Below are 13,841 nucleotides of genomic sequence, written 5' to 3'. Positions count from 1 at the left end.
ACACCGTTAAACCCGCCAAATACGGAGATTTGTCCAAAGCTGGAGACCATATATCCACAATCGTCCAGGTATATCCACAAATTATCCACACACAACATTCAACCCCCATAAACAGGTGTGGATAACTCTGGGGATAGAACGGGGAGAAATACCAAAACCCTTTGGATACTCCCCCTCTTCCCTGTGAATCTGCTGAACAGCCAAGTCGCGAAACTCCACGACAATCCCCAGCCCACACGAGCACACTCCACGCGACCCTCCACAAATTCAACCGCAGAATGAGCGCTGAGCAACCGCTTATCCACATTATCCACAGGACTTATTAACACCACTTACCCTTAAAAATCCCCATCTACAGAACAACAACCTTCCAGACACTTCGCGTTTGCTTCGACGACAGAAGAGGAACCGAGAAGCTGTTCACAGCGGATCACATGAAAACTCACAATCCGCTAAGCTTGCAATGACTCATGAGCTCATTTCTGTCATTATTGAGCTCGTAGTCACGCCATTTAGGTGTGCGATAAACCCGATCATGAGAGGCAGAGCAGCGTGACGTTCAGTCTAGAGAAGTTCTCTACAGACTCGGCCAGTAGTGGCAGCCCGAGCCTGAAGTTCACTATCGAGCGTGACGTCCTCACCGACGCAGTATCGTGGGCTGCTCGTTCCTTGTCCCCTCGCCCACCAGTACCTGTACTGTCGGGATTGTTGATCACAGCCGAAGATCAACTCGTGTCCATCGCGAGCTTCGATTATGAAACCTCCGCACAACTGGAAGTCGAAGCCGATATCGAAGAGCCGGGACAGATTCTGGTTTCCGGCAAATTGCTCAATGACATCGTCAAATCTCTTCCTCATGCACCCGTCACCGTCGAGCTCGATGGCTCCAAAGTTGTTCTGACGTGTCGGAATTCGCGATTTGCCCTGGCGACGATGCCGGTCAGTGAGTACCCGACTTTGCCTGAGCTACCTGACATTTCGGGAACGGTCCACGGTGACACGTTCGCTCAAGCAGTTCACCAGGTCACCGCGGCAGCCTCTAAAGATGACACTCTGCCAGTCCTGGCTGCGGTGAAGATTGAGATCGACGGGGACCAGATGACGTTTCTGGCCACCGACCGGTACCGATTGGCCATGAAAGAAATCACCTGGACACCAACCGATCCGGAAATGTCGACCTCCGTGTTGGTTAAAGCTCGCACACTGTCCGAGGTTGCCAAGTCCTTGGGTGGTGGTGGCGAACTGTCGTTGCGACTCAATCAGAGCGACTCAGGAACCGAGATCCTCGGGTTCTCGTCCGGTGGCCGTCGTGCCACCAGCCTGTTGGTTGATGGTGATTACCCGAAGATTCGGGCCCTGTTTCCCGAGTCCAGTCCGATCCACGCAGTGGTGGAATCAACGCCCTTAATTGATGCGGTCAAGCGCGTGGCCTTGGTCGCGGAACGCAATACTCCGTTGCGTTTGGCGTTCACCGGCAACGAGGTTTACCTTGACGCCGGGGCAGGAGATGATGCCTCGGCGAATGAATCGGTGCCGTGCCGACTGTTGGGAGACGACATCACGGTGGCCTTCAACCCCACCTACTTGCTTGAGGGACTCAACGTCGTCAATGCCGATTACTCCCACTTTGCCTTCACCACCGCTCCTAAACCTGCATTGCTGACCGGTCAGAGTGAACCCGAAGGAGCGGAACTCCAGGACTTCCGCTATCTGGTCATGCCGATTCGCATCGCTGAGTGATGGTCTACATTTCGGCTTTCTCACTGACAAACTTTCGGTCCTATCAGCAACTGGACCTGACTTTCGAACCAGGTACCAATGTCCTGGTGGGATACAACGGGGTCGGCAAGACCAACATCGCCGAGGCGATAAATTATTTAGCTACCCATCATTCGCATCGGGTGTCACACGATGGACCGCTGATTCGCTTTGGCGCAGACCAAGCCCATATCCGAGGCCGCATTCACCACGATCAACGTGCTGTCGGTATCGACCTGGAGATCAATCCTGGCAAATCCAATCGGGTGTCCATCAACCGTGGAGCACCGCAACCGGCCAAGCAGGGTTTGGGTTTAGTGCGGTGCGTCTTATTTGCTCCGGAAGATTTGCACCTTATTAACGGAGATCCTTCGGTGCGTCGGAATTTTCTCGACGACCTCACGGTGCAGCTTCGACCAGTCATGGCCGATGCCCGGCGGGACTACGAGCGTGTGTTAAAACAGCGCAATGCCCTGTATAAGTCCGCAAAAAAATCCCGCCGATGGGGTGCCGATGAAGAAAGCACCCGTCACGTTTTTGACGAATATCTTGCCCAGGCCGGCGCCAGAATTCTCTGGGGACGGTTACACGTCTTGAAGCTCTTGGCTCAGCCTCTGCAGACCGCCTATCAAGCGCTAGCACCGGGTATGAAAGATGCCGGTTTCAGTTACGAATCCACCGTGGGATTAGCTACCGGGCAACACCCGGTGGTCCCGGACGAAACTGCTCTGGCTGAAGCGATGCATCAGGAGTTGCAGGCCGTTCATGATCAGGAACAAGATCGCGGACTGACCTTGGTGGGGCCTCACCGTGATGACGTGCAGTTCACGCTGGGGCCTGCCCCGGCCAAAGGCTATGCGTCCCACGGGGAAACATGGTCTTTTGCGCTTGGTTTGCGACTGGCCAGCTATCAGGTGCTCGCCGAGGATCGGCCCGGTGGCCAGGACCGACCCATCTTGATTCTCGACGATGTGTTCGCCGAACTCGATGCCCAACGGCGTGACAAATTAGCCCAGATCGCCACCGAGGCTGATCAAGTGATTGTCACCGCTGCGGTGGCCGAGGATGTGCCGCACACACTTCACGGTCCGCGGTTCCCAGTGCGCTGCGATCACGGGATCTCCCAGGTGCACACTACGGAGACCAACGGGCCAGAGGACTAGATGATGATGACAGCAGATGAATTCGATGCGGTCAGCGGGGTGGACCACGACAGAATTGACGCGGCATTTGCCGCCCTACAACGAGTACGTCGCACCGTCTCCCAAGCCGGATATACCCCCGGCGACCCCGACCCGAACGTGCACCGGTCCCGGCGAGGTTCTTCGCGCCGGGGAACACGACGGGCCCCATCGGTGCGCCGGCGAGCTGCCGCTGACGTTGATAATCAATTCACCTCGCCCTTACCGAAAGTCAAATCCCTTGATGAGCTTTTCGGGGGTCTGGTCGCTGACCGGGGTTGGAAAGAACCGGTCGCGGTCGGATCGGTCTTGGGACGGTGGGAGGACCTGGTCGGACCACAGGTGGCTGAACACTGTCAGATCGAAAGTTTCGAGCACGCGGTGCTGGTGGTACGGTGTTCGACCACCAGCTGGGCCACCCAATTGCGATTGATGTCTGCCCAGATCCTACAACGGATCAATACGGCTTTGGGTCGTGAGGTGGTACGAGAGATCACCATTAACGGACCCGCTGCCCCCAGCTGGCGTAAAGGCCCCCGGGTAGTGCGCGGTCGAGGTCCGCGCGACACCTACGGATAACCCATCCCAGGATCTCGCTCAACGCGGATTTGCCGGGCTAGCACCAGCGAGGTCGAGATGCTGTTCAGAAGAAGCTCTACCATCACGCCGAAGCGGCCGTTATGTCACGATTTGGGCATGTTTTCTCCACTGAGGGCCCGATTTTTTCCGTGGATCGGACTTGATGGCGTAGAATAACGGGATGTGCGCGGCGAGTTATCGTTGCCAAAAGTCCTATTTTTCCGATCGAGGAGCCCCTGTCGACCGTGGCCGATGAACAGCCAGAGACCCTGTCTCAACCAGACCAACCGGACTCAGCTGGACTATCCAAAGTGGATCACAGTTATGACGCCGGAGACATTACCGTCCTGGAAGGTTTGGAAGCCGTTCGTAAACGGCCCGGTATGTATATCGGATCCACCACTTCCCGGGGTCTGCATCATTTGGTCTACGAGGTCGTCGACAATGCGGTCGATGAAGCCCTGGCAGGATACTGCGACACCATCGACGTGGCCATTCAGGCCGATGGTGGCCTGCGGGTCTCTGATAATGGCCGCGGTATTCCGGTCGATCTGCATCCCACTGAGGGCAAGCCGACGGTTGAAGTGGTCATGACCATCCTGCACGCCGGTGGCAAGTTTGGTGGCGGCGGATATGCGGTCTCTGGTGGTTTGCATGGTGTGGGTGTCTCCGTGGTGAATGCGTTGTCCACCAGGGTCTATACCGAGATCTGTCGCCAGGGTTATGTGTGGCGAATTAGTTTCCACAACGGCGGTCACACCGATCAGCAACTGGAACGCGGGGAAGAAACGGAGCAGACCGGTACCACCCAGACCTTTTATCCGGACCCGGAGATCTTCGAAACCGTCGAGTTCGATTTTGAGACGTTGCGCGCCCGCTTCCAGCAGATGGCGTTTTTGAATAAGGGCCTACGGATTACCCTGACCGATGAGCGCAATCTGGATTCCAATGAGGTCCAGTCTGATGAGATCGTCGGCGCCAGTGCTGCGCAAGATCAGCCCGATGAAGCCGGATTGGCCGAGCAAGGTCAAACCGAAGACACCCCCTCACAGCGTTCGGTGAGCTACTACTACGAAGATGGCCTGCTCGACTATGTGCAGCACCTCAACTCACTCAAGCGCACCGAAACGGTGCACGAGGACATTATCGCCTTCGAATCCGAGGACGAAAATCGCCAGATGGCTGTGGAAGTGGCCATGCAGTGGACCACTGCTTTTTCTGAATCGGTCTACACCTACGCCAACACCATTAACACCCACGAGGGTGGTACCCACGAAGAAGGCTTCCGCGCGGCCTTGACCGGTTTGATCAACCGTTACGCTCGAGACAACGGATTGTTGCGGGATAAAGACGATAACCTCACCGGTGACGATATCCGTGAGGGACTCACCGCAGTTATTTCAGTGAAACTTTCCGAGCCACAGTTTGAAGGCCAGACCAAGACCAAGCTCGGCAACTCCGAGGCCCGCGGTTTCGTCCAGGGTGTGATCACCTCCGAACTGACCGACTGGTTAGACCGCAACCCCGCGCCGGCTAAAGAGATTATTCGCAAAGCCATCCTGGCCTCCCAGGCCCGGTTGGCAGCCCGCAAAGCTCGGGATCAAGCCCGGCGGAAGTCTCCGCTGGAATCCTTCGGCATGCCCGGTAAGCTCTCGGACTGCTCCTCAAAGAGTCCCGAAGAGTGCGAGATTTACATTGTCGAGGGTGACTCTGCGGGTGGTTCGGCCAAGCAGGGTCGCAATCCGATTACCCAGGCCATTCTGCCTCTGCGTGGCAAGATCCTGAACGTAGAACGGGCCCGGCTAGATCGAGCATTATCGAACGCGGAAGTTCAGGCCATGATTACCGCGTTCGGTACCGGTATCGGTGAAGAATTCGATATCGAGAAGTTGCGCTATCACAAGATTGTGTTGATGGCGGATGCGGATGTGGACGGTCAGCACATCACTACCTTGCTGTTGACCCTGCTCTTCCGTTACATGCGCCCGCTGATCGAACGCGGTCATGTGTTCTTGGCCCAACCCCCGCTGTACCGGATTAAGTGGTCGAATCAGCCCCACGATTACGTGTTCTCTGATGCAGAACGTGATGACCGGTTGGAAGCCGGTTTGGCGAAGAACTGGCGGCTGCCTAAGGAGAACGGCATCCAGCGGTATAAGGGGCTGGGAGAGATGGACTACCAGGAACTGTGGGAAACCACTATGGATCCGCAGAACCGCACGTTGCTACAGGTCACCATGGATGACGCTGCCGCAGCCGATCAGGTCTTCTCGATGCTGATGGGCGAGGATGTGGAATCTCGCAGAAACTTCATTCAACAAAACGCCAAGGATGTCCGGTTCCTCGATATCTAATCAGAGATCGCGTGCTGCCTGCGAGTCCGAAGAAGCCCGTGTTGGAAAACCCAAGGATTAAAACAGCGTGAGTGACGAACTACCTCCAGAGATCATCAATCAAGACAAGGTCGAACACATCGATCTCGAGTCGGAGATGAAACGCTCCTACCTCGATTACGCCATGGCCGTGATCGTCGGACGTGCTCTGCCGGATGTGCGTGATGGTCTCAAGCCGGTCCACCGCCGTGTGCTCTACGGCATGTACGATGGCGGTTACCGTCCGGACCGCTCCTTTTCTAAGTCGGCCCGTGTGGTCGGTGACGTGATGGGTAATTACCACCCCCACGGTGACTCGGCCATCTACGGTGCGCTGGTGCGTCTGATCCAAGACTGGGTGATGCGCTACCCACTGGCCCAGGGTCAGGGCAACTTTGGTTCAGCTGGCAACGACGGTGCCGCCGCCCAACGGTATACCGAGACCAAAATGGCCCCCCTGGCTATGGAGATGGTCCGCGATATTGACGAAGATACCGTGGACTTCCAGGACAACTACGACGGTCGGCAACAAGAACCCACGGTGCTACCTGCCCGGTTCCCGAACCTGTTGGCCAATGGCTCTTCGGGTATTGCGGTCGGAATGGCCACCAATATCCCGCCACATAACCTGCGGGAACTGGCCGATGGTGTCCAGTGGTATTTGGACCACCCCGAAGCCAGTCGGGAAGAACTCTTAGAAGAACTGCTGAAACGCATCAAAGGTCCTGACTTCCCGACCGGGGCACAGATCTTGGGCCACCAGGGTATTGAGCAGGCCTACCGGACCGGGCGTGGTTCGATCACCATGCGCGCAGTGGTTAACGTCGAGGAGATCCAGGGCCGAACCTGCCTGGTGGTCACCGAGCTACCGTATCTGACCAACCCAGATAATCTGGCCTCCAGGATCGCCGAAATGGTCCGGGACGGCAAGCTGTCCGGCATTGCAGATCTGCGCGATGAGACCTCGGGTCGCACCGGACAACGGCTGGTCATTGTGCTCAAGCGCGATGCGGTGCCCAAGGTCGTGTTGAATAACCTGTATAAGCACACCGCTCTACAGGAAAACTTCTCGGCCAATATGTTGGCACTGGTTGATGGAGTCCCGCGGACCCTGTCGCTGGATGGGTTCATCCACTACTGGGTGAAACACCAGGTCGATGTCATCGTGCGTCGTACCGCCTACCGTAAACGCAAGGCCGAAGAACGCGCCCACATTCTGCGTGGTCTGCTTAAAGCTCTGGACATGCTCGATGAGGTTATTGCGACCATTCGCGCCTCGGCCTCGGCCGATGTCGCCCGTGAAGAACTCAAGACGCTACTGGACATCGATGATGATCAGGCCCGTGCGATCCTGCTGATGCAATTGCGGCAACTGGCTGCGCTAGAAGCGCAGAATATTCAGGATGAATACGACGAGCTTCAGGCCAAGATCGCCGAGTACAATGAGATCCTGGGCTCCCCGATCCGTCAGCGCGAGGTCATCTCCGAAGAAATGAGTGAGATCATCGCGCGCCACGGCGACGAGCGTCGCACCGAAATCCTCTATGGTTATGACGGTGACGTGTCGATGGAGGACCTTATCCCCGAAGAGGAAATGGTCATCACCATTACCCGTGGCGGTTACGTCAAACGCACCCGGATCGACCACTACCGCGCTCAGAACCGTGGCGGTAAGGGTGTCCGCGGTGCACAGCTAAAGGGTGAAGACGTGGTGGAGCATTTCTTCACCACCTCCACCCACCACTGGATCTTATTCTTTACCAACTTTGGTCGCGTCTACCGAGTCAAGGCCTACGAGTTGCAAGAGGCCGGTCGCGATGCCAAGGGTCAGCACGTGGCTAATGTGATGGCCTTCCAGCCCGATGAATACATTGCCCAGGTCCTGACGTTGAAGACCTACCAGGATCAGCCCTACTTGGCGCTGGCCACCAAGCAGGGACTGGTGAAAAAGACCCGCTTGGAAGATTACGACTCGCCACGCACTGCCGGTGTCATCGCGATCAAATTGCGCGAAGACGATGAAGTGGTCGCAGCCCAACTGGTCAGCGCCGACGATGATCTGGTGTTGATCTCTCGTAACGGTCAGTCCCTGCGGTTCACCGCAACCGATGAGGCGTTGCGTCCCATGGGCCGGGCCACCTCGGGTGTCACCGGCATGAAATTCAAGGACGATGACGAGTTGTTGAGCATGGGCGTGATCTGTGATGACTCCTATATCTTCACAGTCACCGATGGCGGATACGCCAAGCGCACCTCAGCTGATGAGTATCGGTTGCAGAACCGCGGTGGTTACGGCATTAAGGTCGCCAACCTGCAAGAAGCCCGTGGTGGGCTGGTCGGTGGACTCGTGGTCACCGAAGACCAGCAGGTGCTGGTGGTCATGAAGTCCGGTAACGTGGTCCGCTCAGCGGTATCGCAGGTGCCGATCCGAGGTCGCAACACCATGGGCGTCATCTTTGCCAAGCCAGGTCCCAAGGATTCCATTGTTGCCGTGGCGCTAAACCACCCGATTGATCAAGAACCCGATGTGGACAATGTTGACAAGACGCCGGACACTGTCGGTCTTGAGCCCACTGATCAGAATTCTGAAGTAGCCTTGGAAACTGATCACCGTACGGAGGAAGGACAGTCGTGAGTCAATCGAGCACTCCAGGGCCACAGAAAAAGCCCTCTGGACAGCCACCTCAAGTCCCTCAACAGCAGGTCAGAACAGCCCCGCAGGGCAAAAAACCTGCCCGTCAGACTCAAGGTCCGAAGAAAGTAGCACCGGCTGCCCCAGCTGGCACAAAGCCCACTGCGGGGTCGAACGCGCCTAAAGGCAAGAAGAATACCAAAGGTTTGGTGCGTCCTGCACCGAAAGCCAAGGTGCGTCGAGCCAAGCTGGTACTCGCCAAGATTGACTTGTGGTCGGTGTTGAAGATCTCCTTCCTGCTCTCCGTTGCCTTCGGTGTGGTTACCGTGGTGGCCGGCGTGGTGTTGTGGACCGTGATGGATTTGACCGGCATCTTCGACGAGGTCAACGCCCTGATCGGAACCATCCTGGGCACTGAGGGCGGTGGACAGACTATCCAAGAGCTCGTCTCACTCAGCCAGGTGGCCTCCGTGTCGACCATTATTGCCGTGGTGAACGTGGTCTTAATTACGTTGCTGTCCATCCTGGCAGCCTTGATCTACAACATTTCAGCCTCCCTCGTTGGAGGTGTGGGCGTCACGCTCACCGATGACTGAACCGGATTTGGAGTTCTGTTAAATTCCGGGTAAGGTAGGTTCTCGTCTTGAGGGCGACCTCGAGATAGGTTCGGGCGTATAGCTCAGGCGGTTAGAGCGCTTCGCTGATAACGAAGAGGTCCCAGGTTCAAGTCCTGGTACGCCCACCACCGACACCAAGACCACAGGAGATCACATGAAGAAACTCATCGTGACCCTCGCAGTGGCGCTTGGAGCTGGTGCGTTAGGATTTGTCATCGCCCGAGACGTGAAAACCCGGACTATCTGGGAAGAGGCGACTGATGAGGTCCCACCCAACTAAACACTTGGGGGTATGGCGCAACTGGTAGCGCATCTGCTTTGCAAGCAGAGGGTTAGGGGTTCGAGTCCCCTTACCTCCACCAAAGAACCGCACGATGGTGCGGTTCTTTTTTATGTGGGTGACATGACTAGGTTTTCAGGCGTGCGAACCTCGTTATGATCACTGAGGTCATCAAAAACCCACGAGCCTTGCCTCAAGTCCGAAACGACCTCGCACAGGATCCGGTCGCTGAGCTCCAGTCGCAAGAAGCGGCCCTCTCGGGAGCCCTCTCCGACTCCGTGCCAGGTCGACTCCCGAACAAATCTTCAGCTCTCGTCTCTGTCACCGGCAATGCTGATGTCCTGCACGACGAGCACGGATTGAGCATTGACCAGCTCTTCCGAACGGCATCCTGATCGAAAGCATTCTGATGATGACGAGATGATTGAACCAAGCGTTTATTCGCACCCGTGATCTAGATGCTGTATCATCATTGGTGCAGTTCTCACGCTCGTCATGGCGATATGACGAACACACCGATCCTGGAACTGCCGCCGTCGTAGGAGTTTGCTCTGTGGCTTATTTCTTATGTGCCACCTCTTCGACGATTTCGACAAAACGCTTCACGTAGTCCTGAAGAAACTCAACAGTGGAGTCTTGGACAAATTGGTCGTTGTCATCAAGCAGAGTCGGTGACTGCGGCAAGAAGACCTCGGGCTGGCCGGGGGTGGGCATGTCAAAGTAAGACAGGGCCAACCGAAGATTCTTCTGTGAGCTATAGCCACCCATACGTCCCACCGAGTGGCTGATGATGCCGGTGGGAAGACCTTTCCACACGACATCATTATTCGGCTTGGAACCGATATCAACAGCATTCTTCAAGCAGGCCGGAATGGTGCGGTTATTTTCTGCGGTGACGAACAAGACACCGTCGGAATTTTTAATGGTATTCCGGAAGTTCGTGTACTGCTCAGGGGTCGGTTTATCAGGGACCTCCGGGTCATCGTAGTCGAAATCGTAGAGGGGCAGATCCCGGATCTCCACGATTTGAGCGTTATAGCCGTCGGGGAAGTAGTCAAGCACATTGCGGGCGATCTTGCGGGCATAAGAGCCACGACGCAGACTACCGACAAGCACGGAAATGTTTTTGGTCATCAGAATTCCTTTCGTGTACTCATCTTGTACTCATTGGCTAACAGGTTGGGGGTCGAACTTAGAAGTCCCAGTCGTCATCGCTGGTATCCTCGGCTGTGCCGATCACGTAGGAGGAACCAGACCCGGAGAAGAAATCGTGATTTTCGTCCGCCCCGGGAGCCAAAGCGGCCAGGATTTCGGGATTGACCTCGGTTTCTTCTGACGAGAAGCGCGGCGGATACCCCAGGTTCATCAGTGCTTTATTGGCGTTATACCGCACGAAGACGGCAACGTCATCCATCAGTCCCAGAGGCTCATAGAGTTCACCCGAATATTGCAGCTCTAGCTCGTAGAGATCGTCCAGCAGGTTGAGGGTGAACTCTCGCATTTCCTTCTGTTGACTAGCCGTGCGGGCTTCCAGGCCCCGTTGGTACTTATAGCCGGAGTAGTACCCGTGGACTGCCTTATCACGCAGGATCAGCCGAATCATATCGGCAGTATTGGTCAGCGTGGCGTGGACCGAGAAATGCAACGGCAGATAGAAACCCGCATAAAGCAACAGTGACGACAACAGGGTCGAGGACACCTTGCGTTTCAGTGGGTCGTCGCCATAATAGTGAGCCAACACCTTCTTGCACCGTTGTTGCAGCAGGTCATTGTTGACCGCCCACCGATAGGCATTGTCGATCTCCGGTGTTGAGGTCAGAGTCGTGAATACCGATGAATAGGAGCGCGCGTGTACGGACTGCATGAACGCGATATTGGTATAGATCGCCTCTTCATGCTCGGTGCGTGCATCCTGAATCTGACAAATCTCCCCGACGGTGGCCTGGACGGTATCGAGCATCGTGAGCCCCGTGAAGACGCGCATGGTCAAGGTGCGTTCTTCTTCGGTGAGCTTCTGCCAGGCGGGAATGTCATGGGAGAGGGGCACTTTTTCTGGTAGCCAGAAATTTGCCGTGAGTCGATTCCAGACCTCGAGATCTTTCTCATCGTCGACGCGGTTCCAGTTAATCGGGCGCAACCGGGCAGTGGGGTCGTGGCGGTAGGACGGTGGGGTCACGGAGATTTCGGTGAGTGGACGGTTGGAGTGGGTCGCAGTCATCGTTCTTCTTTCGACAGAGAGGGTGGTCAGTGGTTACAGGGCGCAGGAGACACAGTTCTCGATTTCTGTGCCTCCCAGGGCCGGCTGGCGCAATCGGATGTAGTAGAGAGTCTTGATACCGGAACGCCAGGCATAAATCTGAGCCTTATTAATGTCCCGGGTAGTGGCGGTATCTCGGAAGAACAGCGTCAACGACAGCCCCTGATCCACGTGCTGTGTCGCGGCGGCGTAGGTGTCGATGATCTTTTCGTATCCAATCTCGTAGGCATCTTGGTAGAACTCCAGATTGTCGTGGGTCATATGCGGTGCCGGGTAATAGACTCGGCCGAGCTTTCCCTCCTTACGGATCTCGATCTTGGCCGCCACCGGATGGATCGAGGCGGTGGAGTTGTTGACATACGAGATGGAACCCGTGGGCGGGATGGCCTGCAGATACGCGTTATAGATCCCGTGTTCGGTCACCGAGTCACGCAGCTTCTCCCAGTCGTCGCGCGACGGGATGGCGACCCCAGCGCTCGCGAACAGATCCCGGACTCGTTGGGTGGCTGGCTGCCACTCTTTCTCGGTGTACTTGTCGAAATAGCTACCGTCGGCATAGGACGAGGTTTCGAAACCCTCGAAGGCCTTCCCACGTTCAATCGCCAGCCGATTGGAGGCACGCAAGGCATGATAGGTGACAGTCAGGAAGTAGATGTCGGTGAAATCAATGCCCTCCTCGGAACCATAATGGATGCGTTGAGAGGCCAGGTAGCCGTGCAGGTTCATCTGGCCTAGCCCGATGGCGTGTGAGGCTTCGTTACCGGCAGCTACTGACGGAACAGCATCCACGTTCGTCTGATCTGAGACACTGGTGAGTGCCCGAACGGCCGTCTCCACCGTGGCACTGAAATCCGGAGAGGCCATCGCCGCGACGATATTTAGTGAACCCAGATTGCACGAAATATCACGACCGACTTCCTGGTAGCCGATGGCGCCATCGTAGCGAGATGGTGTATTTACCTGCAGAATTTCGCTGCACAGGTTGGACATGTTAATCCGGCCCTGTAGTGGATTAGCGCGGTTGACCGTGTCTTCAAACAGTACGTAGGGGTAACCGGACTCGAACTGTAGCTCAGCCAGGGTTTTGAAGAACTCACGGGCCTTGATGGTGGACTTGCGGATCCGTGGATTGGCGACCAGCTCGTCATAGTGATCGTTGACTGACAGGTCTGATAGTGGGGTTCCGTATTCGCGCTCAACGTCGTAGGGACTGAACAAGTTCATGTCCTTATTAGCCTTGGCAAGATGGAACGTCACATCCGGGATGACGACACCAAGAGAAAGCGTCTTGATACGGATTTTCTCGTCGGCGTTCTCACGCTTGGTGTCGAGAAACCGCAGAATATCGGGATGGTGGGCGTGTAGATACACCGCACCTGCGCCTTGGCGTGCCCCTAGCTGGTTGGCGTAGGAAAATGAGTCTTCCAGGATCTTCATCACGGGAACAACTCCGGAAGCCTGGTTTTCGATCTTCTTGATCGGCGCCCCCGCCTCACGAAGGTTTGACAGCAGTAGCGCTACTCCGCCGCCCCGTTTAGACAGTTGTAGCGCAGAGTTGACACTGCGACCAATGGATTCCAGATTGTCTTCCATCCTCAGCAAAAAGCACGAAACTAGTTCACCGCGTTGGGCTTTTCCGGCGTTGAGGAAGGTGGGCGTAGCCGGTTGAAAACGGCCAGACATCATCTCATCAACCAGCTGGGTAGCCAATACTTCGTCCCCGTGACCCAGGTATAGAGCCGTGGTAGCGACTCGCTGGGGGTACCCCTCCAAATACTGGGATCCGTCAAAGGTTTTCAGAGCGTACGCTGTAAAGAACTTGAAGGCGCCCAAGAAGGTCTGGAAACGGTGACCGGCGTTCTCGGCACGCTCGTATACAGCGGTGACGAACTCTTCTGAGTACGCGGCGAGGAAATCTTTCTCGTAGTAGTCGTTGTCCACCAACCAGTGCAGTCTTTCCCACACTGAATCAAAGCGTTTGGTGTTGGGGGCCACGTGCTGATCCAGGTACGCCTGGGTTGCTTGGCGATCCTTATCAAACTGGATCGAGCCGTCAGCAGCAAACAGGTTCAGCTCGGCGTTGAGTGCGTGGTAGTCCCTGCGCTCACCGATTCCGGTGACCTCAGGAGCATCCGTGGTGGGTATCGTCATACCGTTTCCTTTCG

The 13,841-nt window shown here is 56.2% G+C and carries 10 protein-coding genes and 2 tRNA genes; 9 read left to right on the top strand and 3 right to left on the bottom strand.

What is annotated here, in order from left to right:
- Nucleotides 1-609: 609 nt before the first annotated feature.
- From dnaN to DCC27_RS09460, 9 genes are all read left to right on the top strand, one after another.
- On the top strand, nucleotides 610-1,740 hold the full coding sequence (gene dnaN / locus DCC27_RS09495; RefSeq protein ID WP_110110694.1) for a DNA polymerase III subunit beta: 1,131 nt from the start codon (nucleotides 610-612) through the stop codon (nucleotides 1,738-1,740).
- Entirely contained in the window at nucleotides 1,740-2,921 is a 1,182-nt protein-coding gene (gene recF, locus DCC27_RS09490; RefSeq protein WP_110110661.1) for a DNA replication/repair protein RecF, read from the top strand. Before dnaN ends, recF begins: the two co-directional genes overlap by 1 nt.
- Nucleotides 2,922-3,518, top strand: a complete 597-nt coding sequence (locus tag DCC27_RS09485) for a DUF721 domain-containing protein (RefSeq protein WP_246840083.1) — start codon at nucleotides 2,922-2,924, stop codon at nucleotides 3,516-3,518. It begins immediately after the preceding gene.
- A 269-nt stretch (nucleotides 3,519-3,787) separates the two neighbouring features.
- Entirely contained in the window at nucleotides 3,788-5,872 is a 2,085-nt protein-coding gene (gene gyrB / locus DCC27_RS09480) for a DNA topoisomerase (ATP-hydrolyzing) subunit B (protein ID WP_199223051.1), read from the top strand.
- 136 nt (nucleotides 5,873-6,008) lie between these two features.
- Nucleotides 6,009-8,525 carry a DNA gyrase subunit A gene (gyrA, locus tag DCC27_RS09475; protein ID WP_246840165.1) on the top strand — a complete coding sequence of 839 codons (2,517 nt, stop codon included), beginning with the start codon at nucleotides 6,009-6,011 and terminating at the stop codon, nucleotides 8,523-8,525.
- Complete coding sequence (locus tag DCC27_RS09470; protein WP_110110659.1) at nucleotides 8,522-9,118, top strand: DUF3566 domain-containing protein; 597 nt, start codon at nucleotides 8,522-8,524, stop codon at nucleotides 9,116-9,118. The genes gyrA and DCC27_RS09470 overlap by 4 nt, the downstream gene beginning before the upstream one ends.
- A 72-nt stretch (nucleotides 9,119-9,190) precedes the next feature.
- Nucleotides 9,191-9,267: transfer RNA gene (locus DCC27_RS09465), tRNA-Ile, on the top strand.
- A 26-nt stretch (nucleotides 9,268-9,293) separates the two neighbouring features.
- On the top strand, nucleotides 9,294-9,419 hold the full coding sequence (locus DCC27_RS12685) for a hypothetical protein (protein ID WP_255410756.1): 126 nt from the start codon (nucleotides 9,294-9,296) through the stop codon (nucleotides 9,417-9,419).
- Nucleotides 9,420-9,425: 6 nt separating this feature from the next.
- A tRNA-Ala gene (locus DCC27_RS09460) sits at nucleotides 9,426-9,501 on the top strand.
- 476 nt (nucleotides 9,502-9,977) lie between these two features.
- On the opposite strand, the gene DCC27_RS09450 is transcribed toward DCC27_RS09460, so the two are convergent.
- From DCC27_RS09450 to nrdE, 3 genes are read right to left on the bottom strand one after another with little or no spacing between them, the layout of a single operon-like run.
- Nucleotides 9,978-10,553, bottom strand: a complete 576-nt coding sequence (locus DCC27_RS09450; RefSeq protein WP_210403469.1) for an NADPH-dependent FMN reductase — start codon at nucleotides 10,551-10,553, stop codon at nucleotides 9,978-9,980.
- A 58-nt stretch (nucleotides 10,554-10,611) separates the two neighbouring features.
- The gene (gene nrdF / locus DCC27_RS09445) at nucleotides 10,612-11,637 is read right to left on the bottom strand and encodes a class 1b ribonucleoside-diphosphate reductase subunit beta (RefSeq protein ID WP_110099183.1); all 1,026 of its coding nucleotides are present in this window, start codon (nucleotides 11,635-11,637) and stop codon (nucleotides 10,612-10,614) included.
- A gap of 33 nt (nucleotides 11,638-11,670) precedes the next feature.
- Nucleotides 11,671-13,827: a class 1b ribonucleoside-diphosphate reductase subunit alpha gene (gene nrdE / locus DCC27_RS09440; protein WP_110110657.1), complete on the bottom strand. Its 2,157-nt coding sequence runs from the start codon at nucleotides 13,825-13,827 to the stop codon at nucleotides 11,671-11,673.
- Nucleotides 13,828-13,841: the final 14 nt, after the last annotated feature.

This window comes from Auritidibacter sp. NML130574, assembly GCF_003185725.2.
In the GTDB taxonomy this organism is placed as follows: domain Bacteria; phylum Actinomycetota; class Actinomycetes; order Actinomycetales; family Micrococcaceae; genus Auritidibacter; species Auritidibacter ignavus.
This window is presented reverse-complemented; position numbering and strand designations above follow the sequence as displayed.